The sequence below is a fragment of the Clostridium sp. MB05 genome (assembly GCF_046581255.1).
Classification (GTDB): Bacteria; Bacillota; Clostridia; order Clostridiales; family Clostridiaceae; genus Clostridium.
Map to the genome: position 1 here is coordinate 331,585 of NZ_CP174370.1, position 22,724 is coordinate 354,308.

Sequence of the window (22,724 nt, forward strand, 5' to 3'; positions counted from 1 at the left end):
TACTATTAACAAAAATCATACTTTTAATATACTATATATTGTGATCAATTTTAGGAGTATAGTATGTTTTCACTTAATAAAAAATTAGATTCAAACTTAAAAAATTGTATGTTATCAAAACCCTATAATAATTATAGAGTACTTATTAAATATAAAAAATTTCATGATAGCTTAATAAAAAAAATTCCCTCTTATAAAGGTGAATTTATAAGTAATATAAAGCATTGTCAATTAATATGTGCCAGACTAAATTCTAATGGTATTCAAAGATTACTAGAATATCCAGAGGTTGATTATATTTGCTTTGACGAATACTTCTCTTTATGTGGTATGAGCGTTAGTACTGCAAATAAAATTAGAATATCTAGTAAAACCAAAGTTAAAGGTAGAAATGTTAGTGTTGCAATTATAGATACTGGCGTTTATCCCCATCCTGATTTAATTACTCCTTATAATAGAATAATTACATTTATAGATTTAATAAATGGATTAAAATATCCTTATGATGATAATGGACATGGAACTTGTACCGCCGGAATAATTGCTGGAAGCGGAGGAAAATCCAATGGAATGTATAGTGGAATTGCTCCTGAATGTAATATTCATTGCTATAAAGCCTTTGATAAAAGTGGAAAGGGGTTTATATCTGATGTACTTAATGCAATAGAGATGATTATTGAAGAAAATGAAAAGCATAATATAAAAATCTTATGTTTACCATTTGAATTATTACATTATAATGTATTTTTCCAAAAGTGTTTCAATTTAATGGTATTATCAGCAAATAGTAAAAACATAACTTGTATAGTCCCAAGTGGTAGTAATAAAAATTTAGAAGGGTCAATTACAGGAATTGCTTTATGCAATGATTGTATAACCGTTTCAGGTTATGACTCTACATCAAAAATTAAACCTTATACTTATTCATCAGTTGGTACATTAAAAAAGGACTCAAAACCTAATTTATGTGCTGCCTGCGTTGATATAGTTTCTTTAAACTCTAATACCAGTTATATTTCTGAAAGAGATGGAATTAAGTTATATCCTTCAAAGCTAGATAGTTCATATAAAACCTTTAGTGGTACTTCCCTAGCTGCAGCTTATGTATCAGGCGTATGTGCTTTAATTTATGAAAGCAATCCGGATTTAACCCCCAAAGATATATCATCTCTTTTAAAGGTATCATGTGAGTTACTAGATATTCCTAAAAACTATCAAGGCGATGGTAAAATAAATATTAACTCTATAATAAAATGAAAGGTACTAATAAAAGCACCTTTCATTTTATATCTCTTTAATATATATTTTATTGAACTATATAATTAGTTGGATCTACTGGTTCATTATTTACTCTAAGTTCAAAATGTAAATGCGGTCCAGTGCTAAATCCAGTGTTTCCTATTGCTCCAATTACAGCTCCCTTTTTAACTTTATCTCCTACCTTAACATAAAATCCATCTAAGTGTCCATAATATGTAATCATATTATCTTCGTGCTTAACCATTATTAAATTACCATAGCCACCATCATTATATTGAGCATATATAACTTCCCCATCCATTGCAACTAAAACATCATCTCCTGTGTTCCCTGCAATATCTATTCCTTTATGGAAAGAGTTCCATCTCTCGCCATATCCAGACGTCATATCTCCTCCTCTAGTTGGACTTTTTAAAAAAGCGATTCCATAATTATATGGATTTTTAGTTCCTCTATAAACTTTTTTGCTTATTGCTTCTTTTATCTTTTCCTCCTTAACTATTTTAGTGCTTATAAGTTTATCATTTTCATATGTAACTTCTTTTACTTGCTTTTTCAGACCTACTTCTCCATCTTCAACCTTTGTTTCTCCTAAATACATAGAATCACTTGGTATTATTATTGTGTTAGGTTGTATTTTTATATTATCTTCATTTACATATTTTATACTTAGCTTTAAGTTACTTGAATTTTCTTTTGATAAATCATATATAGCACTAGTCAGTTCTTCATTTGTTTGTAATAAAGCTACATCAAATTTATTTTCTTGTAGTTTTATATCTCCATTTATTTGAAAAGATACTATTGAACTTCCTTTAATCTTCTTTTCGCTTATATATTTTTCCAAAACTAAATTTGTTATATTACTAATATCATTCTCTATTGAAGTATATCCTATAATCTTATCATCTAACCTTACTTCATACCCGTTTATTCTTCCTGTTAAAGCCACAATTAGATTATCAAGTATATTATTTCCACTTGATACTTTATTTGATATAGAATATGTTTGCTTATTTAGATTTATATTGCTGAAGCTTTCATCTGTTTGAGCCTTTACCTTAGTAAAACTAATATTTAAAATAAGCCCTATAACAAATATTGATAATGTAGCCTTTTTAGCTACCTTTATCGAGTCTCCTTTTATATCCATAAAATCTCCTTTCATTTTAATAATGTTAAGCAACACATCTATTAGTTTTCCCAATTTTAGAAATAATATTCTTTTTATATATTCTATAGTTTTGTTGAGCCTATTACTCCACTTTGTTATAATTATGTTATTGCAATATTACTGTTAGAAAGGTGGTTGTAATTATGAGCACTTTCATGCTTAAATCAAAGCCTTTAAAATTTACTCCTATAAGTAATATATTTATTGAAAAATATATGCCTAAAGCTCGAGGAGAATTTATTAAAGTATATCTTTTAATGCTTAAATATAATTTTACTGGTGAAATTGGAGTTAATGCCTCAATATTAGCTACATCATTAAATCTATTAGAGTCTGATATAATAAATGCACTTAATTATTGGAATGATGAAGGTGTTATAAGGCTAATCCCAATTGATAAAATGGGAAACTTTGATATAGAATTTATAGATCTATCTTCTGATAATAATGTTGATAAAAGTGAAATTAACTTATTAGCAGAACTTTCAGATGAAACTAATAATGGTATGTTGAAGGATATAGAAAGACTACTGGGTAGACCTCTATCCCCTAGCGAGTTTACAACTTATATAGGATGGAAAAAAGATTTTAATTTTTCTTCTGAATTAATCCTTCTAATAATTGAATTTTGTGTTTCTAAGGGTAAAACTAACCATAGATATATAGAAAAAGTAGCACTAGCATGGAACGAAATGAAAATAAAAACTATTGATGATGCACAAAATTATATAAGAAAAACAGAAGATAAATGGGGAACCTACAGAGAAATACTTAAATTTTTAGGAATTAGAAATACAGATATAATGAAGCCTCAGGAAGATATGTTAGAAAAATGGACTACAAATTATGGTTTTTCATTAGATATAATAAAAAAAGCTTGTGATATTTGTTTTCAAAGGCTAAATAGAGCGGATTTTAAATATATAGATGGAATATTATCAAGTTGGAACAAAGATAACTTAAGAAGCCTAAAGCAGATCGAAGAAAAAGAGGTCTCTTATAAGAATCTATCTTCAAAGAAAAATTATGCTAATTCTAATTCAAATAATTTTAACAAGCCTAAATTAAGATTTGATAATTTTAAAGGCCGTGACTATGATTATGATTCTTTAGAAAAGAAACTGTTAGGATGGGATAATGATGATTAAAGGATATGAAAAAGATTTAACTTCAATATATGAAAATATAAAGATTGAGGAACAAAAAAATTTAAATAATAGACGAAAAGAAATAGAAGAAAAATATCCTGAGATTTTACAGCTAGATAATTTAATTCAAAAAAAGTCTTTAAATTTATCTTTGTCTATATTAAAGGGCTTAGATGAGAATTCTTTAAAGAAAATTAAAGAGGAAATAACAGATTTAAGATTTAAAAAATGTGAAGCTTTAGTCTCTAGAGGATATAGTCAAGAATATTTAAGTCTTCATTATAGATGTCCAAAATGTAAAGATGAAGGGTATATTGGAATTAACAAATGCTCTTGTTATAAGAAAAAGTTAATAGAATTATACTATAAAGACTCTGATTTAGAAGATACCTTAAAAGAAATTAACTTTAATGCTCTTGATATTTCTTTATTTTCTAATCATAAAATAAGTGATGATAAATTTACACCTAGAAAAAATATTGAAAATATTATTCAATATTTAAAAGGAGATTTTATTCATAATTTTAATAATACTAATGATAATATACTATTTTATGGTGATTCTGGAACTGGAAAAACTTTTTTAAGCTGCTGTGTAGCTAAGGAGCTTCTTGATGAAGGATATTTAGTTGTTTACAGGACTATAGATGAGTTAATTAAAAACCTAAGGGATATACGATTTAATGGTAATATGGAATTAGAAAATTTTTTAATTAACTGTGATTTATTAATTATAGATGACTTAGGTGCAGAGCAAATAACTGATTTTTCAGCTACTGAATTTTTTAATCTATTAAATAAAAAATTATTAAAGAAGAAGAAAATGCTAATATCAACAAATTTAACTCTATTTGATATTAGAAAAACATATACGGAAAGAATTTCTTCTAGATTACTTGGTAATTTTAAGTTATATAAGTTTTACGCTGAAGACATAAGAATTCAATTAAACTTAAAAAGAAGATAGGAATTTACTATTCCTATCTTCTTTTATTTTTTATCTATCTTACAAAAATATTTTAAAAAAACAAAAAGCTTTGGAAAATATTCCAAAGCTTCTGGAGCTGGCAATAGGAATCGAACCTACAACCTGCTGATTACAAGTCAGCTGCTCTACCGTTGAGCCATGCCAGCACATATTATATATTTCTTATCACTTAAAGTGGCGACTCAGAAGGGGCTCGAACCCTCGACCTCCGGCGTGACAGGCCGGCACTCTAACCAACTGAGCTACTGAGCCAAAATTTATGGTGGAAACAACAGGGATCGAACCTGTGACCCTCTGCTTGTAAGGCAGATGCTCTCCCAGCTGAGCTATGCTTCCATGAATGGTGACTCCTAGGGGAATCGAACCCCTGTTACCACCGTGAAAGGGTGGTGTCTTGACCGCTTGACCAAGGAGCCATATAATGGAGCTGGCAATAGGAATCGAACCTACAACCTGCTGATTACAAGTCAGCTGCTCTACCGTTGAGCCATGCCAGCATTTATTATATATTTATCACTTTAAAGTGGCGACTCAGAAGGGGCTCGAACCCTCGACCTCCGGCGTGACAGGCCGGCACTCTAACCAACTGAGCTACTGAGCCAGATTATGGTGGAAACAACAGGGATCGAACCTGTGACCCTCTGCTTGTAAGGCAGATGCTCTCCCAGCTGAGCTATGCTTCCATGAATGGTGACTCCTAGGGGAATCGAACCCCTGTTACCACCGTGAAAGGGTGGTGTCTTGACCGCTTGACCAAGGAGCCATATTTATTTTGTATCACTTTAAAGTGGCGACTCAGAAGGGGCTCGAACCCTCGACCTCCGGCGTGACAGGCCGGCACTCTAACCAACTGAGCTACTGAGCCAGATTATGGTGGAAACAACAGGGATCGAACCTGTGACCCTCTGCTTGTAAGGCAGATGCTCTCCCAGCTGAGCTATGCTTCCATAAATGGTGACTCCTAGGGGAATCGAACCCCTGTTACCACCGTGAAAGGGTGGTGTCTTGACCGCTTGACCAAGGAGCCATGTTTGTTTTTAGCTTATTGTTACTCGCTATTCGCTCGGCGAGCACATAAACTATAATACCTAAATTTTAATATAGTGTCAACACTTTTTAACAACTTTTTTTTTTATTTTTAAAATACTTTGGTTATCTATATTTTCATACTAGTAATTTAAGACTTTTGTTAGCTTATTTTGATTTTTTAGACACTTTTATATTAATAAAAATATACTGCTTATATTTAAAGCATTTATATACATTCTAGTCCTCTAATTTAGTATCCCATATTTGATAAGTTATATTACTATGATAGAATTATATTTATTATATTATTTTAAGGAGATTTTAATTATGATACATCATGATTTAATTATAGTTGGTGGTGGTGCTTCTGGATTAGTTGCTGCAATTACAGCTAAAGATTTTGGTTTAGACGTCGCCATAGTTGAAGGAACTGATAGGATAGGCAAAAAAATACTCACTACTGGAAATGGAAGATGTAATATATCTAATAGAACTATTTCTTTCCCTTTCCTTTCTTATCATAGTGAAAATACAGGATTTTTTTCTAATGTATTATCTAATTTTGATATAAATGATACAGAAAATTTCTTTTTATCATTAGGTCTTCCAATAATAGAGTTACAAAATGGCAAGGTGTATCCTAGGTCGCTACAAGCTTCATCAGTTGTAGATATATTAAAATTAGCGTTAGAAGATAGGAATATTCCCTTATACACAAACTGCAAAGTAAAAGATATCCACAAGAAGAAAATCTTTAAATTATCCACAGGCAATGAAGAGAATAAGTTATTCACATGTAATAAATTAATTTTAGCCTGTGGGGGAAAATCTGCAATTAAGACTGGTTCTGATGGCTCCGGATATAATTTAGCTAAATCTTTTGGTCATTCTATAATTAAAACTATTCCTGGAATAGTTCAACTAAAATTAGATAACCCTTATCTAAAATCAATAACAGGAGTAAAGTTTGATGGATATGCAATATTACTAGTTGACGGTAAACCTGTAAGAAAAGAGTTTGGAGAAATATTGTTTACTGATTATGGTATATCAGGACCTCCAATTTTACAACTTTCAGGGCATGCTTCAAAAGCATTACTAAAAACAAAAAAAGTTGAAATAGTTGTTGATATGATGCCTAACCAATCACTTAGTGAAGTTGAGGATTTCCTAGAAGGACACTTTGCTATGTTTTCTCATAGACCAATTATAGATGCTCTTATTGGAATAGTTAATAAAAAATTAATTCCTACACTTTTAAAAGAAGCAAATATATTAAATTTACATTCTCCTTGCTACGATTTAGCTTGGGATGAAAAAAAAAGGCTTATTAATTTATTGAAATATTGGAAGTTTAAATGCACAGATACTAATGGATTCAATCAAGCTCAAGTTACTATAGGTGGAGTAGATACTAAAGATGTTAATCCTAAAACATTAGAATCTAAATTAGTTGAAAATCTATATTTTTGTGGTGAAATCCTAGATGTAGATGGTGATTGTGGAGGTTTTAATCTTCAATGGGCTTGGAGCTCAGGATCCTCTGTTGCAAAAACAATTGCAAATTCCTAATATAAAATTAAAGGTTAATAAACAGAATTTTATCTGTTTATTAACCTTTTTAATATTTTCTCCAATGAGCTATTAACTTGGTTAATTCTTTATTATCGAAGGTTTCTATTCTATGTATAGTAGTTAAAGAACCATCCTCTTCTTTTATAAAACTTGATAATGACTTAATTTCTTCTCCATATTTACATTCCTTTTCAAAAGTAACCTTAATTTCTTCTAACTTATAGTTTTTAACTATATCCTCTGGCAAAGATTCTATAGCCCACTCTACATACTTTGTATTATTTACATGTTTATTAAAGTCTATATCCGTATATCTAACGCTAAATTTTCTTTCATACGTTACCTCTTTAAGCTTTTCTAACTTAGGTATTTTAAATTCTCCGTCTATATCTCCCTTTAATCCATATATCTCATATTGTTCTAAGGGGATTCTCATAGTTCTTCTTTTTTCCAAATTAATAAGTAAAAATATAGCATTAGCCTCTACTACTAAATTCCCACTTTCATCTTTTATTTCATACTTTCTTATAGCATAAAACTTTTTAAATCCAGCTGGCTCCGTTTTAACTAGAAGTTTTTCTCCGTACATAGGATATCTATTAACTCTTACATTATAATTATAAAATACCCAAGTCATATTATTTTTTAATAGTCCTTCCATTCCTGATCCTAATTCTTCTGACTGTTTCGTACCTATATCAGATAAAATATTTAATATTGTTGCTATAGAGCATTTTAAATTACTATCCACATCATAATAATGTAATTCATATTCTTTACTATAAATTTTTCCCATTTCGTTGCTCCTAATTTTAAATTTAAAACTCTGTAATTCTACAGAGTTTATTTAAGTTTATTTAATTCTCAAAACCTTTGTTTATAATATAGGATCTATAAGAATCTCTACCTCTTCATTTCTATCCCATACTAATATATTTAAATATGCCCTTGTATATGCTTGAATTAAAAATTGACCTATAAGTGCTAATATCATTCCTAAAATAGGTATAATAATATTACCAATTGTTAAAACTATTCCAAATCCAATTATTATTCCCGATATCGCTGCTAATTTTCCTATAGTTGTCCAGAAGTATCCCTTTTTAAATAATCTGAAGGTTTCTCCTATAGATTCAGTAATTGTTAAATCTCTTACTATTAGCATAGAGTTAAACAAAAATACAAATGGTCTCATTATAACCACTATAGCAATAAATAATGGAATTAATATAATTAATCCAATACCTATAGTTAAAAAGGCTAATAATACTGTAACTAAAATCAGGCTTACCATTGCTGCCAAAAGCATTAGGTATATTAAAATATTTAATCCTATTATACTCCACTTTCTTTGCCAAACATATATATTAGCACTTCTCCAACTTACTTCTTTTCCTTTATTTGCATCATCTAAAAGTTTAATAATGACGGCATTTGCATACATCATTATTAAACTAGCTAATGTAGTTAAAAGGAGTATTATTAGAATTGTTCCTATCCCAATGAAAGGAATATCTCTATCAAAATATGAATACGAATATGAATAAGATATTTTAAGAAAACTCGATAAAGCGATAGCGAATATCGTTCCAATAAGTATTACCATTGTAGGTAAAATAAATATTCCTATAACTTTTAAAATTTCTGTAATATTATTTTTAGATATATAAAAAGCTTTTGATAGTATTTCAGAAACTGATAAATAACTTCTTTTCTCTTCCACAATTTCACCTCTTTTATATTTTATATTTTATAATTCCATATTAATATATTAACTTAGACTAGAATTATTTACATTATTTTAAGTAAATATATTTTTTTACACATTATATTTTATTATAATTAATAATTTATTTCAAATTATTTACTATTATTTTTTATTTGAATATAAATGAAGAGATTACTACAAAAAATTTATAGTAATCTCTTATATATTATAATTCTTTTGTTACTCTTATAGTTTGATCTCTTCTTGGACCTACACCAACTATAGATATTTTAGTTTCAGTAAGTTCCTCTATTCTACATAAATACTTTTTCGCATTTTCTGGTAACTCTTCATAACTTCTAGCCTCAGCTACCTCATCTCCCCAACCTTCGAATTCTTCATATATTGGTTCACATTTAGCTAAGTCTTCTAAGCTTGCTGGAAAATAGTCTATAACTTTATCATTAAACTTATATCCAACACATATTTTTAGGCTTTCTAATCCTGCTAAAGTATCAATTTTAGTTACACATAAAGAAGTTAATCCTGATACTCTTACTGTAGTTTTTAATATAACAGCATCTAACCATCCACATCTTCTTGATCTGCCTGTAGTAACACCATATTCATGTCCTTTTTCTCTTATCCATTCCCCTATTTCATTATCTAATTCTGTTGGAAATGGACCCTTACCAACTCTTGTAGTATATGCTTTTGCAATACCAACTGCGTTTGTTACCATAGTAGGTCCTATCCCTGACCCGCTAGCAACCCCACAAGCTGTAGTATTTGATGATGTTACATATGGATATGTACCATAATCTATATCTAGAAGCATTCCTTGTGCTCCTTCAAATAGTACTGTTTTATCTTCTTTTATTTCATCATATAATCTAACAGATGTATCTTGTACATATGCTCTTAATCTTTCTGCTAGCTCTAAATATTCTGAAAGAATCTCATCATAATTTAAAGCTTCTCCACCTAGAACCTTTGTTATGTATTCATTCTTCACTTCTATATTTTCTTTTAATTTTTCTTTTAATATTCTTTCATTTATAAGATCACAAATTCTTATTCCACATCTTTCAAACTTATCTGTATAACAAGGTCCTATACCTTTACCAGTTGTTCCTATATCATTTTTTCCTCTTGCTTTTTCCTTTAGTTTATCTAAAACTTTGTGATATGGCATTATAACATGTGCTCTATCGCTTATTATAAGTTTTTCTGGAGTAACTTTAACTCCTTCACCTTCTAAATAATCTATTTCTGTAAATAAAGCTTTTGGATCTACTACAACACCATTTCCTATAATATTTAATTTATTATCATATAATATTCCTGAAGGGATTAAATGAAGTTTATATTGCTTTTCTCCAACTTCAACAGTGTGCCCTGCATTATTTCCACCTTGAAACCTAACTATTACCTCTGCTTCTTCTGCTAAGTAATCAGTCATTTTACCTTTACCTTCATCTCCCCATTGAGCTCCTAGAACAACAAATGCTGACATTTATATTGCCTCCTTATAAAAGGACTCATAAGTCCTTTATTTATAAATTAATTAATATTAATTTCCACCTACCATATTAGCAAAGTAAAAATAAAGTTTCAACCATTTCGCGAATATTTTTTTATATTTTATTTATATAATTCGTATTAATATTTGTATAATTGTCTATCAATCTTTAGTTTCTATTAAAATGAATTTAATTATTCTACAAAAGTAAATTTTCCGAAATATAATTTTTTATAGTTAAAGGGAGTAATTAAATTACTCCCTTTAACTTACATATTGTTATATTTTTCAGCACATACTTCCATAGCTTTTATTACTGAACTTCTAAATCCACTTTTCTCTAATTCTGCTACCGCTTCTATAGTTGTTCCTCCTGGTGAGCAAACCATATCCTTAAGTTCACCTGGGTGTTTTCCTGTTTCTAATGCTAATTTTGCTGATCCTAATATACTTTGTTCAGCCATTTTATATGCCTTATTTCTTGGTATCCCAAGCTTTACAGCAGCATCAGCCATAGCTTCTATAAACATAAATACATAGGCTGGCGAAGATCCGCATAAAGCTGTAAATGCATCAAAATATTTTTCTTCTAAAATTTCATATTCCCCAAAATTTTCATAAAGATTGCATATATATTTAAGTTCTTCTTTTTTTAAATTTGAATTTGGACATATAGCAGACATTCCTTCACCTACTAATGCTGGAGTATTTGGCATAGTTTTTACAATTTTATAATCCTTATCTAAGAAATTTTCTATATCTGATATACTTATTCCTGCTGCTATAGATATTATGATAACATCATCCTTTAGAAAGTTTTTAATTTCTTCTATGATTTGCTTATACATATTTGGCTTTACAGCTAAAAATAATATTTCTGACTCTTTTGCTACTTCTATATTACTAAGGGTACATTTTACTTCAAACTCCTTTAATATTTTATCCCTAGATTCTTCACTTCTTGTTGAAATAATTATATCTTTACTGCTTATCTCTTCTGAACTTAAAAGCCCTTTAAGCATTGCTTTTCCCATGTTTCCGCAGCCTATAAATCCTATTTTTTTATTCAATATATTCACCTTCTTATTAAAATCATTGTTAATAATTTTCTTAATTAATTATTATTTATAAATTCCCCCATTATACTCATAGAATAGCTTTATATTATAGTTACAAACTATTTGTAAGGAGGGATTAGTTATGAAAGATACTTTATTGCTTATTGATCTAGAAAGTAAAATAGATAACTTATTAAACTTTAATCCTTTAGAGGAAAATGTAAAACCTATTATTAAATTAGTCAATAAAGATAAGTTTTATGATATCTATATTTATCTTAGAGATTTAACTAAGGAAGAAATTTTAATAAAATATGTAAATAATTTTCTTATATTAAATCTCTCCTTAAAAAATAAAAATAATAAAGTAAATTTAAAAAGAGTATTCTATTTGGAAAATGTAGATATAGACAAAATTAAAAACATCGTTTGCGCTAATTTAATTTACTTTAAAATTCCAAAAATTTAAAATTAAATTTATAAAATAAAGCTATGCATTTGCATAGCTTTATTTAGTCTTTATAAACTAACTCTAAATTAGCAAACTTACTATGAGCACCTATCCATGCCATCTTAACAGTTCCTACTGGACCATTTCTCTGTTTTGCTATAATACATTCTCCTATATTTTTTTCTTCTGTTTCTTTATTATAGTATTCATCTCTATATAGGAACATAACAACGTCAGCATCCTGCTCTATTGACCCTGATTCTCTTAAATCCGAAAGCATCGGTCTATGGTCAGCTCTTTGTTCAGGAGCACGTGATAACTGTGATAGGGCTATTACAGGACATTCCATCTCTTTAGCTAATGCTTTTATAGACCTAGATATTTCTGAAACTTCCTGTTGCCTACTTTCACTTCCTGAACTACCGCTCATAAGCTGTAGATAGTCTATAAGTATCATATCTATGCCATGTTCCATTTTTATTTTTCTACACTTAGATCTCATTTCCATTACACTTAGACCTGCAGTATCATCAATGTATATCTTTGCTTTAGATAAAGGTCCTGTTGCCCTTGCTATTCTCTCCCAATCCTCATCATCTAAATTACCTGTTCTAAGCTTTAGCATATCTACATTAGCCTCTGAACAAAGCAATTTGTAAGCTAACTGCTCCTTAGACATTTCCAGAGAAAATACAACTACACTTTTTCCTTCCCTTAATGCAGCATTTTCAGCTATATTTAGTGAAAATGTAGTTTTCCCCATAGAAGGTCTAGCTGCAATAAGAACCATATCCCCCTTCTGAAAACCTGATGTTTTAGCATCTAAGTCTCTTATTCCTGATCCAACTCCAGTTATAGATCCTTTATTATTAAATAGCCTTTCAATCTCTAAGAATCCTCTTTCTAATACATTTGATAGAGGTTCATAATCATTTGATCCTTGCTTTTCTGCTAAATCAAAAATCTTTTTTTGAGCAGAATCTAGCACATCATCTACTTTATCTTGTTTGTTATAGCTTTCTTCTATAATTGCTGTAGATGATTTTATTAGTTTTCTTAGTAATGATTTGTCTGCTACTATTTTTATATAGGCTTCGAGATTTGCTGTAGTAATTACAGATGAACTTATTTCTGATATGTATGTAACTCCGCCGGCCTTATCTAACTTATCCGTTGATTTTAAGTATTCTAATAAGGTTACTAGGTCAACAGCCATATCTTGCGAAAACATTTCTCTAATAGCTTTAAATATAACCTTATGCCCATCTCTATAGAAGTCATCTTCATTTAATTTTTCTAATGATTTTGCAATAGCACTTTTATCTATTATCATAGATCCTATTACTGATTGCTCTGCCTCTAAACTTTGAGGTAAACTTCTCATTATTGGTGCTTCCATATGTAACCTCCTTCCTCTTCATAATAATATATTATATCAAACTTTTAGATTATATAAAATAAAATTAAGCTTCCAATAAAGGAAGCTTAATTAATTAGTTTATTTTTCAAATACTATATCCATTAATTCTTCTATATTACTTATAGCTTTAACTTCTATATCATTTAATTCTAATGGTATTTCCTTTTCATTAGCCTTAGGAATTACTACTAGTTTTATACCTTTTCTTCTTGCTCCATATATCTTTTCAAATATTCCACCTACCGGCTTTATATTTCCTTTTAAAGATATTTCTCCCGTTATTGCTATATCCTGTCTTATAGGTCTTTCTAATAATGCACTTATTATTGAAATAGTAATAGCGGCACCAGCTGATGGTCCGTCTATTCTACCACCACCGACAACATTTACATGTATATCGTAATCTTTTATATCTTTATCAGTTATTCTTCTAATAACTGATGCAGCATTGAAAACTGAATCCTTTGCCATAGATCCTGCTGTATCATTAAACTTCACAGTACCCATTCCTGGCTTTTTAGATTCAAATACAACTGATTCTATTTCTAATGTTGATCCTATAAAGCCACTAACTCCTAATCCATAAGTATGGCCTATTTCAGATTTATCTATATCCTCTATTATTTCATATGGTACATATCTTCCTATAGAAATAACCTCTTCTACATCTTTAAGTGTAATTATATTATTTTTATTTTCTTTTGAATTATATAATGAATAGCCATATGCATCAGCTAATATATTAACTGCTTTTCTTCCTTCTATAGTATATCTACTAATAAACTCAGCTATTCCATCTTCTAATTCAACATTTAATTTTTTAGCTGCATTTTCTATTATGCCTTTAATATCTTTCGCTGACAATGGTTCAAAGTAAACCTCAGTACATCTTGATCTTAATGCTGGATTTATTTTGCCAGGTTCTCTTGTAGTTGCACCAATTAGAACAAAATCAGCTGGTGCTCCTTTTTCAAAAAGATATTTTATATATTGAGGTGTATTTTCATCATCTGGATCATAGTAAGATGATGAATATTCAACTCTTTTATCTTCTAAAACTTTTAATAGTTTATTTTGAAGTATTTCGTCTAACTCACCAATTTCATCTATAAATAGAACTCCGCCATGAGCTTCTGTTACTAATCCTGTTTTTGGCTCAGGAACACCAATTTCAGCTAAATCTTTTTTGCTACCTTGATATATAGGGTCATGAACTGATCCTAATAATGGGTTCGTTATTTCTCTTGGATCCCATCTTAATGTAGTTCCATCAACTTCAACAAATTCTGAATCATTATCAAATGGTGTAAAATTTAACTTTTTAGCTTCTTCTAAAGCTAATCTAGCTGCTGAAGTCTTACCAACTCCAGGTGGTCCATATAAAATTATATGTTGTGGATATGGTGATGACATTTTTGATATTAGAGATTTTATAGCTCTTTCCTGCCCAACTATTTCTTCAAAGTTTTCTGGTCTTAAAAGACTCATTACGTTTTTATTAATCTTCTTCGAATCTAACTCTTCTAATCTTTCTAGCTTCTTAGTAGTTTTAGCACTTTCAGGCCCCTTTTGTTTTTTTATTATAGATAATTTAATATCATCCATAAATTTGTCTTGTCTTTCTTGAAGTGCCTTTTCAACTTGGGTTTCAACCTTGTTTTGAACATACTTTCTCGCTATATTTTCTGATATATAATAAATTGTATCTTCTAATACACCTCTTAATTCACTCTCACTTGGAACAGCCTTTATTCCTTTTCCATCTGAAGCTATTACATTAAGAGCATATACTCTTTCACATATATTAGGAGAATTCGCATACTTCTGAAGCTTAAACCTAACTGTTCTTGCTCTTACTGCGCCCTCATCTAATACATTCTTTAATATTTGATTTATAACATTTACTTGTGCATCTAAAGATAACTCACTATCTAATATACTTTCTATATTTGTTTCGTCATAAGTCTTCAAACTTAGTCCTCCTTATGATTGCGGTACAATTATTAACTTCATCTTAGTTGATACTTCTGGATATAGTTTTATTTCTATATCATAACCACCTGCAACCTTTATTGTATCCATAACTATTTTTTTCTTATCTATTGATAAATTAAATTGCTTATTTATTAATTCTGCTACATCTTTACTTGTTATTGCTCCAAATAATCTTCCACTTTCACCACTTTTAGCTTCAATTTTAACTTCTTTTCCTTTTAACTCTGAAGCTAACTTTTGTGCGGCTTCTATCTCAGCTAACTTTTTCTTTCTTTCATTTTCCTTTTTAGTATTTAATATGTGCATATTATTATTATTTGCTTCTTCTGCTAATTTCCTTGGAAATAAGAAATTTCTTGCATATCCATCTGATATCTCTAAAACATCGCCTTTTTTTCCTAACTTTTTAACATCTTGTAATAAAATTACTTTCATGTTATTCACCCACCTTTAAATGTTTTTCTATTGATTTTTTAAGTATTTTTATAGCATTATCTATTGATATATTGTTTAATTGTGCTCCTGCCATATTCATATGACCACCGCCACCCATAGATTCTAATATTACCTGTACATTGGCCTCTCCAATAGATCTTCCACTTATAATTATATCTCCATTTATTTCTGCTAATACAAAGCATACATTTATGCCCGATATATTTAAAAGCTCATCTGCTGCCCTAGCTGCCATAAATCCCTTTTTCATTCTTTTAGGTGCAACTGCAATGGCTAATCCATTAGTTACTTCTGCTGACCTTATAGTATCTGCTATTATTAAGTAATCATCAAGATCATCCATAAACATCTTTTTAACTTCAATTGTATCTGCTCCCAATCCTCTTAAGAATGATGCAGCATCAAATGTTCTGACACCAGCTTTAGTTGAAAAACCTTTTGTATCCATAAATATTCCAGCTAGTAACCCTTCTGCTTCTAATCTTGATAAATTAGGCTTTTGAACCATATATTGAATTAATTCTGTTGCCATCTCAGATGTAGAAGATGCATATACTTCTATATAATTTAATATTGAACCTTCTACTATGTCCGGACTTCTTCTATGATGATCTACTATTATTTTCCTTTGAGCCTTCTCTACTATATCTAAATCTAGCATATAACCCTTATTATGGACATCAACTATTATTAGAAGTGTCTTTTCATTAATTTGTTCATAAGCTTCCTCTGGTGAAATAAACAATTTATCATATTTTGAATCTTTCTTTAATTTAGATATAAAATAATCGATTGCTGTTGTTTCATTACCTAATATAATATTACATGGTTTACCTAGTTGTTTTACAACAGAAGATAGACCGACTGATGACCCAAAACAATCCATATCAGGGTTTTTATGTCCTATAATAAAAACATTGCTACTTTCATATATTAATTCTTTTAATGCATGTGCTATAACTCTTGCTCTTACTCTAGTTCTTTTTTCTATTTCCCTTGTATTACCACCAAAGAATTTTATTTTCTCATTACTCTTAATAACAACTTGGTCTCCACCTCTACCTAAGGCTAGCTCTTTTGCTGTTACTGCAAAATTATTATTTTCAAGAGGACAAGTGCCCCCTCTTCCAATTCCTATACTTAAAGTAACTTCAAATTTATTTCCTCTATCAATATTAGATATCTCATCTAATATATTAAACTTATTATTTATTTCTTCATCTATGTACTTATCTTGTACTGAGAGTACATATTTATTAGAATCATATTTTGTTATCATAGCTTTAAGTCTTTGTGCATATAGGTTTATTGTTTTTTCAATTTCTGCAACTAACATAGGTCTATCGCTATCTATTGTAGTTTCTAAGGATTCTGAAAGATTATCTACCTCTATAAGCATTATACTCTCTTTAGTATTATCTATATTTTTCAAATTGCTTATATCGTTAAAATAAACTATATATAAATCTTCATTTATATCATAATTTTCTATTTTACTTGCATAGACCTTATATAAATAATCTACTATTTTTATTTTTTGATGTAAATCTTTATCACAGGTTAGTAGTCTAGATAAATTTAATCCTCTTGCTATGCTTACTACATTTAATCCTATAGGATCCTCATTTGGTATAAACTTTTCAAATTCTTTATTACACCAAAAAATTTCTCCTGATTCTTTTATTAAAGCAACTGGAAATATCAAATTTAGTATATTACTACTTATATCTCTATTTATATTTTCCTTTATTTCTTCAATATGATCTTCATTTTTTCCCTTAATCATATACTCACTTATATTGAATATAATGAATATAAGAAGTAATATGGTTCCTAAAAGAGTACTTTTTATATAATAAAATCCTATGCAAGCTCCTACAAACATCAGTGGTGTAATTATAGCCATAATAGTTTTAAGCCTTTTTTTAATTAAATCATTCCATATCATAAGATTAATGGTGCTCCTTTAAATATAATTGAAGTTTACTTAAACTCTTACCATCTTTTTCATATTCATGACCTTCTGCTATGCCTACTTGTAATTTTTTCTTCATGTCATCATCTACATCTTGACATGAATAACCTAATTTTTGAGCTAATACATATAATACAAGTATAGCACCCGATATGCAATTTAGAATTGCATCCTGAGCTACATTACTTCCCTTAGTAAGTAAATGATAGAACTCCCCTATTATGCATAATAAATTTGCCTTTAACTTTTCTATCATTTTTATATTAGCCATTATATTTAAATCATCCCTCTTCACAATGCTCACCCCTATACTAAACCCTTGTATATATATTTTAATTATAATTTGCCCTTAATGCAACAAATTATCAGCTCAATTACAATATTTGTAAAACTTTTCTATATGAATATAACAAAAAACCCCTGATATGTCAGGGGTTTATTATATTACTCAGTTGTGAATGGTAATAATGCTATATTTCTTGATCTCTTTATAGCACTTGTTAATTCTCTTTGGTGCTTAGCGCAAGTTCCAGAAATTCTTCTTGGTAATATCTTACCTCTTTCTGTAACGAACTTTCTTAGCTTAGTAATATCTTTGTAATCTATTGCTTCAGCCTTTTCTACGCAAAAAGCACATACTTTTCTCTTAGATCTTCTCATTTTTCCAGATCTTTTCATATCTCTCATGCTAATTTCCTCCTTCTTAATAGACTATTAGAAAGGCATATCTCCGTCATCTACAGGAGTCATGTCTTCCTCAAAATTCATTCCACCAAAGTTACCTGATGGATTGGAATAATCAGAACCCGTATTTGAAGAGCCATATCCATTATTATTAAATGAACCTTGATCTCTTCCAGCACCACCATTGTTACTTGATCCAATGAACTCAAAAGAATCTACAACTACATCAGTAGTGTATCTCTTAGTTCCATCCTTAGCATCATAACTTCCAGTTCTAATGCTTCCAGTAACAGCTAGTTGTCTGCCCTTTGTAAGATATTGTGCTATTGTTTCACCAGTTTTACCAAAAGCAATGCAGTTGATAAAATCAGTTTCATCCTTCTTGAAAGGTCTTGTTACTGCTAAAGAAAATCTTGTTACAGCAGTTCCACTACCAGCAGCAAAATTTAGCTCTGGATCTTTTGTTAGTCTTCCAATAAGTATTACCTTATTCATGACAATATCACCTCTTACGCTTCTTGTTTAACTATGATGTGTCTTAAAACACCATCAGTAATTCTGAATACTCTGTCTAATTCTTTAGGTAGTTCTGAATCAGCATTAAAGTTGATTAATGTATAGAAACCTTCGTTAACTTTTGAAATTTCGTAAGCAAGCTTTCTTCTACCCCAAACGTCAACATTTTCTATAGTTCCTCCACCGTTTTCTATTACACCCTTAAACTTTTCGATAGCAGCTTTACAAGCTTCTTCGTCTAATGATGGGTGTAGTATGAATATAGTTTCGTACTTTCTCATCATTTTCACCTCCTCCCCTCGGACCTTGGCTGTGCTTTGCACAGCAGGGATTACAATTAAATATTGTAGCATTATTCATTTTTTTTTGCAAGTTTTAAATTTAAATTACTACAAATTAACTATTTTTTTTGCTTCTTTTTGAAATTTACTTCTTGGTAACATTATTATTCTTCCACAACCTGTACATTTTATCTTAATATCTGCTCCAAGTCTTATTACTTCAAATTCTTTACTTCCACAAGGATGCTGCTTTTTCATTTCTACTAGATCCCCTAAATCAAAAGTCTCTACCATTTCAAACCTCCAACCATTTAAATTAAAGCTAAATATATTTATTATCATTTATATTATTTACTATTTGAGTCTTAGGATACGGTATTTCTACCCCTTCTTCATCTAATGCTTTCTTTATATCTTTTCTTAATTCTCTTTCCATTTTCCATTGAGATAATGGTTTTGCTTTTCCTACTACTCTTATTGTAACACTTGAAGCATTTAAGGAAGTTACTCCTAGTACTTCAATATCATCTGTAACTTCATCTTTATTTTTCTTCTTAAACTTCTTACATGTATCTTCTATTAATTTTATTGCATTATCTACATCTTCTTCATATGCAATTTCAATATCCACCATAAATCTCATATTTCCTCTTGAATGATTAGTTGCTTCTAATATAACTCCATTAGGTAAAATATGAGTATCCCCACTAAAATCTCTTAAAACAGTAGATCTAATTCCTATGTTTTCAACTATACCACTATGCTTTCCTATTGTTACATGGTCTCCGACCCCATATTGATCTTCAAACAGTATGAAAAACCCATTAATTATATCTTTTACCAAACTTTGAGCTCCTATACCAACTACAAATCCTACTGCACTTAATACAGCCGCTGATACTTTAAATGTACTACCAATTATTATTGCCCCACTTGAAAAATACACTGCATATTTTAATGAGCTTTTTAAAATTGCACCAACAGTAATAGCCTTTTGACTATTCATAGAAAAACTTAATTTGCTTTTGATTTGTTTTTGCACAAACTTATCAATTATTTTATTACCGATTTTTATAGTTAAGTACATAACAACAATCAGCAATATAAGCCTTATACCTTTGTTTAATATAAACTCTAAGGTGTTTATTGAAGTTTCCCACGCAGCCTCCCAATCTACATTTAAAGTTAATTTTCCATTTTTATCTATTACCGGGCTAACGAAAGTCATGAAATTTTGCATAATTCACCTCTAAAAAAATATTAAATAATTTCTTGAAATTCATTTTTATCTTTCTCGTATATATTTTTATATCTTATAATATCTCTTGATATAATATTATCTATGTATGTTTTTTCCTCAATTCTAACACAAATACCACAACTTTGAGTTATTGCAGTAGGTGTTGGCATCATTTTAAAAATAATATTTTCATCCTTCAATATCTTTTCTGCGCTCATAGCATCAAGAGTATTTTTAAAAACTATAATATAATATTTCATAGTGTCCTCCTATTTTGTAAGTTTTAATTCCTTTAATTATATTATATATATTTTTATATTTAAATAGTATTATATTTATAATGTAATTTAATACTTTGTAAATACTATTAAAGTATTTTATAATTTAGTTATAACTACATATAAAAGGAGTAAATTATGACTATATATTTAGACAACGCAAGCACAACATTTCCTAAACCTAAGAATGTTGCTGACTCTATATATAATTTCCTTACAAATATTGGAGGTAATCCAGGCAGATCAAATCATGATAATGCGCTTCAAACTAATAGGCTTCTATTTGATGCTAGAAGCATAATTGCTGATTTTTTTAAATTTGATTCTATAGAAAATGTTATTTTTACTAATAACATTACTACATCATTAAATATACTAATTAATGGCTCACTTTCTTTAGGTGACCATGTTATATCCTCTTCAATGGAACATAATTCAGTTTTAAGACCATTATATAACTTAAAAGAAAATGGATTTATAGATCTAGATATAGTTAATGCTAATAAATTCGGTTTTATTTCTCCTGTTGACATAAAAAAACTTATAAGACCTAATACTAAAATGATTGTTTTAAATCAGGCTTCTAATGTAGTCGGTAGTATTCAGCCTATAAAGGACATTGGTGCTATTTGTAAAAATAATGATATCTTATTTGTATTAGATACGGCTCAAGGGGCTGGTGTCTTAGATATAAATTTTAAAGATTTTAATTTAAATGCTTTAGCTTTCACAGGTCATAAAAGCTTATTTGGACCTCAGGGCATTGGTGGTTTTATAATTGATGATAAACTTAACAACATATGTAAACCTTACACTTTGGGTGGAACAGGAAGCTTATCTCACTCATTATTTCAACCGGATTTCTTACCTGATAAGTTTGAATCTGGAACCATTAATATGCCTGGAATAGTTGGCTTAACTGAGGGAATTAAGTTTATAAATGATGAAGGTATAAATACTATATATGAAAAAAATAGATTCTTAAGAAAATACTTGCTTAATGAACTTATTAATATGAATAATATCATTGTTTATGAGGATATATATAGTGATAACTACACTTCTTGTATTTCATTTAATATTAAGGATATGGATACAGCAGAACTTTCTTTCACACTTGACAATGACTTTGGTATTAAAAATAGATCTGGATTACACTGTGCACCACTCGCACACAAAACTATAGGAAGTTTTCCATCGGGTACAGTAAGATTAAGTCTTAGCTACTTTAATACGAAATCTGAAATAGACTATACTATAAACTCTATAAATAAAATAAATAAAGCTAAATAGCTTTTTATGAATATCAACCTTCCTTATTGTCAATAATTTCAATGAGGGAGGTTTTATTATGAATAAAAATTTTTCAATTGATTCATTATCTTCTAATGCTTATTTAGAAGTTAGAGATTATTTATATAAAAATTTAAAAAATGTACTTGCTGATAATAGGGATATAATATTTGTTTGTATTGGTACAGATAGATGTACTGGGGATTCATTAGGTCCACTAATTGGATATAAATTAAAATTTATTTCTAATAATAAAATCCATATTTACGGCTCTCTAGAAAGCCCCGTCCACTCTAAGAATATTAATGGCATTATCAATAAGATAAATTGTAATTTTGATAATCCATATATAGTAGCAATCGACTCTTGTTTAGGGAAAATTAGTAATATAGGTAAAGTTTTTATGAATAAAGAACCCATTCGCCCAGGCTTAGCTGTAAATAAAGACTTACCACCTATAGGTGATTTAAGTATAACTGGAATTGTTAATATTGGAGGAAATTTTGAATTTATAGTTTTACAAAATACTAGATTATATACAGTAATGGCTCTAGCTGACTGTATATCTAAAGGAATATACCACTTTATATTAAAAGTATCTAAAGAATTTAAATATCTTAATAAATCATCAAAGGTAAATTACCTACAAAAAAATGAGAGCTTTTAAACTCTC

General features: G+C 29.2%; 23 protein-coding genes and 11 tRNA genes. 7 read left to right on the forward strand and 27 right to left on the reverse strand.

Translation table 11 applies throughout. From position 1 onward, the window contains the following. The first annotated feature begins 63 nt into the window (after positions 1 to 63). The gene (locus ACH36K_RS01610) at positions 64 to 1,257 is read left to right on the forward strand and encodes a S8 family serine peptidase (protein WP_411169294.1); all 1,194 of its coding nucleotides are present in this window, start codon (positions 64 to 66) and stop codon (positions 1,255 to 1,257) included. A 49-nt stretch (positions 1,258 to 1,306) separates the two neighbouring features. On the opposite strand, the gene ACH36K_RS01615 is transcribed toward ACH36K_RS01610, so the two are convergent. Next, positions 1,307 to 2,413 (reverse strand): peptidoglycan DD-metalloendopeptidase family protein, encoded by a 1,107-nt coding sequence (locus ACH36K_RS01615; RefSeq protein WP_411169295.1) that lies wholly within the window; start codon positions 2,411 to 2,413, stop codon positions 1,307 to 1,309. Between the two features lie 164 nt (positions 2,414 to 2,577). Between ACH36K_RS01615 and ACH36K_RS01620 the strand changes: the two genes are divergently transcribed. Together ACH36K_RS01620 and ACH36K_RS01625 are read left to right on the forward strand one after the other, a co-directional pair. Further along, positions 2,578 to 3,582: a DnaD domain protein gene (locus tag ACH36K_RS01620; protein WP_411169296.1), complete on the forward strand. Its 1,005-nt coding sequence runs from the start codon at positions 2,578 to 2,580 to the stop codon at positions 3,580 to 3,582. Then, positions 3,575 to 4,549 (forward strand): ATP-binding protein, encoded by a 975-nt coding sequence (locus tag ACH36K_RS01625; RefSeq protein WP_411170641.1) that lies wholly within the window; start codon positions 3,575 to 3,577, stop codon positions 4,547 to 4,549. Before ACH36K_RS01620 ends, ACH36K_RS01625 begins: the two co-directional genes overlap by 8 nt. Before the next feature lie 92 nt (positions 4,550 to 4,641). Here ACH36K_RS01625 and ACH36K_RS01630 read toward each other — a convergent pair. From ACH36K_RS01630 to ACH36K_RS01680, 11 genes are all read right to left on the reverse strand, one after another. After that, positions 4,642 to 4,716: transfer RNA gene (locus ACH36K_RS01630), tRNA-Thr, on the reverse strand. Between the two features lie 29 nt (positions 4,717 to 4,745). Then, a tRNA-Asp gene (locus ACH36K_RS01635) sits at positions 4,746 to 4,822 on the reverse strand. Between the two features lie 8 nt (positions 4,823 to 4,830). Then, positions 4,831 to 4,906, reverse strand: a tRNA-Val gene (locus ACH36K_RS01640). 5 nt (positions 4,907 to 4,911) lie between these two features. Continuing rightward, positions 4,912 to 4,986, reverse strand: a tRNA-Glu gene (locus tag ACH36K_RS01645). A 6-nt stretch (positions 4,987 to 4,992) separates the two neighbouring features. Next, positions 4,993 to 5,067: transfer RNA gene (locus ACH36K_RS01650), tRNA-Thr, on the reverse strand. Between the two features lie 27 nt (positions 5,068 to 5,094). Further along, positions 5,095 to 5,171: transfer RNA gene (locus ACH36K_RS01655), tRNA-Asp, on the reverse strand. A 6-nt stretch (positions 5,172 to 5,177) separates the two neighbouring features. Next, a tRNA-Val gene (locus ACH36K_RS01660) sits at positions 5,178 to 5,253 on the reverse strand. Between the two features lie 5 nt (positions 5,254 to 5,258). Then, positions 5,259 to 5,333: transfer RNA gene (locus ACH36K_RS01665), tRNA-Glu, on the reverse strand. Between the two features lie 25 nt (positions 5,334 to 5,358). Beyond that, positions 5,359 to 5,435 (reverse strand) — tRNA-Asp (locus tag ACH36K_RS01670). A gap of 6 nt (positions 5,436 to 5,441) precedes the next feature. Next, positions 5,442 to 5,517 (reverse strand) — tRNA-Val (locus tag ACH36K_RS01675). Between the two features lie 5 nt (positions 5,518 to 5,522). Continuing rightward, positions 5,523 to 5,597, reverse strand: a tRNA-Glu gene (locus tag ACH36K_RS01680). Between the two features lie 329 nt (positions 5,598 to 5,926). Between ACH36K_RS01680 and ACH36K_RS01685 the strand changes: the two genes are divergently transcribed. Next, positions 5,927 to 7,171, forward strand: coding sequence for an NAD(P)/FAD-dependent oxidoreductase (locus ACH36K_RS01685; protein WP_411169297.1), 1,245 nt, complete (start codon positions 5,927 to 5,929; stop codon positions 7,169 to 7,171). A gap of 49 nt (positions 7,172 to 7,220) precedes the next feature. Here the strand turns inward: ACH36K_RS01685 and ACH36K_RS01690 are convergent, their stop codons facing one another. From ACH36K_RS01690 to proC, 4 genes are all read right to left on the reverse strand, one after another. Further along, positions 7,221 to 7,970 carry an acyl-[acyl-carrier-protein] thioesterase gene (locus ACH36K_RS01690; RefSeq protein ID WP_411169298.1) on the reverse strand — a complete coding sequence of 250 codons (750 nt, stop codon included), beginning with the start codon at positions 7,968 to 7,970 and terminating at the stop codon, positions 7,221 to 7,223. Between the two features lie 81 nt (positions 7,971 to 8,051). Then, the gene (locus ACH36K_RS01695; RefSeq protein WP_411169299.1) at positions 8,052 to 8,897 is read right to left on the reverse strand and encodes a hypothetical protein; all 846 of its coding nucleotides are present in this window, start codon (positions 8,895 to 8,897) and stop codon (positions 8,052 to 8,054) included. A 211-nt stretch (positions 8,898 to 9,108) separates the two neighbouring features. Continuing rightward, positions 9,109 to 10,398, reverse strand: coding sequence for an adenylosuccinate synthase (locus ACH36K_RS01700; protein WP_411169300.1), 1,290 nt, complete (start codon positions 10,396 to 10,398; stop codon positions 9,109 to 9,111). 275 nt (positions 10,399 to 10,673) lie between these two features. Beyond that, positions 10,674 to 11,474, reverse strand: a complete 801-nt coding sequence (gene proC, locus ACH36K_RS01705) for a pyrroline-5-carboxylate reductase (protein WP_411169301.1) — start codon at positions 11,472 to 11,474, stop codon at positions 10,674 to 10,676. Between the two features lie 130 nt (positions 11,475 to 11,604). On the opposite strand from proC, the gene ACH36K_RS01710 reads away from it, so the two are divergent. After that, positions 11,605 to 11,931 carry a hypothetical protein gene (locus ACH36K_RS01710; RefSeq protein ID WP_411169302.1) on the forward strand — a complete coding sequence of 109 codons (327 nt, stop codon included), beginning with the start codon at positions 11,605 to 11,607 and terminating at the stop codon, positions 11,929 to 11,931. A gap of 43 nt (positions 11,932 to 11,974) precedes the next feature. Here ACH36K_RS01710 and ACH36K_RS01715 read toward each other — a convergent pair whose 3' ends face one another. The 11 genes from ACH36K_RS01715 to ACH36K_RS01765 all read right to left on the reverse strand — a co-directional run bounded on the left by ACH36K_RS01715 (position 11,975) and on the right by ACH36K_RS01765 (position 20,740). Next, positions 11,975 to 13,312: a replicative DNA helicase gene (locus ACH36K_RS01715; protein ID WP_411169303.1), complete on the reverse strand. Its 1,338-nt coding sequence runs from the start codon at positions 13,310 to 13,312 to the stop codon at positions 11,975 to 11,977. 99 nt (positions 13,313 to 13,411) lie between these two features. Continuing rightward, complete coding sequence (gene lonC / locus ACH36K_RS01720; protein ID WP_411169304.1) at positions 13,412 to 15,304, reverse strand: Lon family ATP-dependent protease; 1,893 nt, start codon at positions 15,302 to 15,304, stop codon at positions 13,412 to 13,414. Between the two features lie 12 nt (positions 15,305 to 15,316). After that, the gene (rplI, locus tag ACH36K_RS01725; RefSeq protein ID WP_411169305.1) at positions 15,317 to 15,763 is read right to left on the reverse strand and encodes a 50S ribosomal protein L9; all 447 of its coding nucleotides are present in this window, start codon (positions 15,761 to 15,763) and stop codon (positions 15,317 to 15,319) included. 1 nt (position 15,764) lies between these two features. Continuing rightward, entirely contained in the window at positions 15,765 to 17,732 is a 1,968-nt protein-coding gene (locus ACH36K_RS01730) for a DHH family phosphoesterase (protein WP_411169306.1), read from the reverse strand. A gap of 4 nt (positions 17,733 to 17,736) precedes the next feature. After that, a complete protein-coding gene (locus ACH36K_RS01735; protein ID WP_322545412.1) occupies positions 17,737 to 18,054 on the reverse strand; it encodes a MazG-like family protein in 318 nt (105 codons plus the stop codon). 149 nt (positions 18,055 to 18,203) lie between these two features. After that, the gene (gene rpsR, locus ACH36K_RS01740; protein ID WP_322412549.1) at positions 18,204 to 18,446 is read right to left on the reverse strand and encodes a 30S ribosomal protein S18; all 243 of its coding nucleotides are present in this window, start codon (positions 18,444 to 18,446) and stop codon (positions 18,204 to 18,206) included. 27 nt (positions 18,447 to 18,473) lie between these two features. After that, positions 18,474 to 18,938, reverse strand: a complete 465-nt coding sequence (locus ACH36K_RS01745; RefSeq protein WP_322382190.1) for a single-stranded DNA-binding protein — start codon at positions 18,936 to 18,938, stop codon at positions 18,474 to 18,476. 14 nt (positions 18,939 to 18,952) lie between these two features. After that, complete coding sequence (gene rpsF, locus ACH36K_RS01750) at positions 18,953 to 19,240, reverse strand: 30S ribosomal protein S6 (RefSeq protein ID WP_322458532.1); 288 nt, start codon at positions 19,238 to 19,240, stop codon at positions 18,953 to 18,955. A gap of 108 nt (positions 19,241 to 19,348) precedes the next feature. Then, a complete protein-coding gene (locus ACH36K_RS01755) occupies positions 19,349 to 19,534 on the reverse strand; it encodes a DUF951 domain-containing protein (RefSeq protein ID WP_322382136.1) in 186 nt (61 codons plus the stop codon). A gap of 28 nt (positions 19,535 to 19,562) precedes the next feature. Continuing rightward, a complete protein-coding gene (locus ACH36K_RS01760) occupies positions 19,563 to 20,480 on the reverse strand; it encodes a mechanosensitive ion channel family protein (RefSeq protein WP_411169307.1) in 918 nt (305 codons plus the stop codon). A 20-nt stretch (positions 20,481 to 20,500) separates the two neighbouring features. Beyond that, positions 20,501 to 20,740, reverse strand: coding sequence for a DUF3343 domain-containing protein (locus ACH36K_RS01765; protein WP_411169308.1), 240 nt, complete (start codon positions 20,738 to 20,740; stop codon positions 20,501 to 20,503). 156 nt (positions 20,741 to 20,896) lie between these two features. Between ACH36K_RS01765 and ACH36K_RS01770 the strand changes: the two genes are divergently transcribed. Both ACH36K_RS01770 and yyaC read left to right on the forward strand, forming a co-directional pair. Continuing rightward, complete coding sequence (locus ACH36K_RS01770; RefSeq protein WP_411169309.1) at positions 20,897 to 22,051, forward strand: aminotransferase class V-fold PLP-dependent enzyme; 1,155 nt, start codon at positions 20,897 to 20,899, stop codon at positions 22,049 to 22,051. A 58-nt stretch (positions 22,052 to 22,109) separates the two neighbouring features. Next, positions 22,110 to 22,718, forward strand: coding sequence for a spore protease YyaC (gene yyaC, locus ACH36K_RS01775; protein ID WP_411169310.1), 609 nt, complete (start codon positions 22,110 to 22,112; stop codon positions 22,716 to 22,718). The last annotated feature ends 6 nt before the right edge of the window (positions 22,719 to 22,724 follow it).

Bases quoted from the DNA above. Each gene is read 5' to 3' on its own strand.
- ACH36K_RS01610 (WP_411169294.1), top strand. From the start codon at position 64: ATGTTTTCACTTAATAAAAAATTAGATTCAAACTTAAAAAATTGTATG.
- ACH36K_RS01615 (WP_411169295.1), bottom strand. From the start codon at position 2,413: ATGGATATAAAAGGAGACTCGATAAAGGTAGCTAAAAAGGCTACATTA.
- ACH36K_RS01620 (WP_411169296.1), top strand. From the start codon at position 2,578: ATGAGCACTTTCATGCTTAAATCAAAGCCTTTAAAATTTACTCCTATA.
- ACH36K_RS01625 (WP_411170641.1), top strand. From the start codon at position 3,575: ATGATTAAAGGATATGAAAAAGATTTAACTTCAATATATGAAAATATA.
- ACH36K_RS01685 (WP_411169297.1), top strand. From the start codon at position 5,927: ATGATACATCATGATTTAATTATAGTTGGTGGTGGTGCTTCTGGATTA.
- ACH36K_RS01690 (WP_411169298.1), bottom strand. From the start codon at position 7,970: ATGGGAAAAATTTATAGTAAAGAATATGAATTACATTATTATGATGTG.
- ACH36K_RS01700 (WP_411169300.1), bottom strand. From the start codon at position 10,398: ATGTCAGCATTTGTTGTTCTAGGAGCTCAATGGGGAGATGAAGGTAAA.
- ACH36K_RS01710 (WP_411169302.1), top strand. From the start codon at position 11,605: ATGAAAGATACTTTATTGCTTATTGATCTAGAAAGTAAAATAGATAAC.
- ACH36K_RS01715 (WP_411169303.1), bottom strand. From the start codon at position 13,312: ATGGAAGCACCAATAATGAGAAGTTTACCTCAAAGTTTAGAGGCAGAG.
- rplI (WP_411169305.1), bottom strand. From the start codon at position 15,763: ATGAAAGTAATTTTATTACAAGATGTTAAAAAGTTAGGAAAAAAAGGC.
- ACH36K_RS01730 (WP_411169306.1), bottom strand. From the start codon at position 17,732: ATGATATGGAATGATTTAATTAAAAAAAGGCTTAAAACTATTATGGCT.
- rpsR (WP_322412549.1), bottom strand. From the start codon at position 18,446: ATGAGAGATATGAAAAGATCTGGAAAAATGAGAAGATCTAAGAGAAAA.
- ACH36K_RS01745 (WP_322382190.1), bottom strand. From the start codon at position 18,938: ATGAATAAGGTAATACTTATTGGAAGACTAACAAAAGATCCAGAGCTA.
- rpsF (WP_322458532.1), bottom strand. From the start codon at position 19,240: ATGAGAAAGTACGAAACTATATTCATACTACACCCATCATTAGACGAA.
- ACH36K_RS01755 (WP_322382136.1), bottom strand. From the start codon at position 19,534: ATGGTAGAGACTTTTGATTTAGGGGATCTAGTAGAAATGAAAAAGCAG.
- ACH36K_RS01760 (WP_411169307.1), bottom strand. From the start codon at position 20,480: ATGCAAAATTTCATGACTTTCGTTAGCCCGGTAATAGATAAAAATGGA.
- ACH36K_RS01765 (WP_411169308.1), bottom strand. From the start codon at position 20,740: ATGAAATATTATATTATAGTTTTTAAAAATACTCTTGATGCTATGAGC.
- ACH36K_RS01770 (WP_411169309.1), top strand. From the start codon at position 20,897: ATGACTATATATTTAGACAACGCAAGCACAACATTTCCTAAACCTAAG.
- yyaC (WP_411169310.1), top strand. From the start codon at position 22,110: ATGAATAAAAATTTTTCAATTGATTCATTATCTTCTAATGCTTATTTA.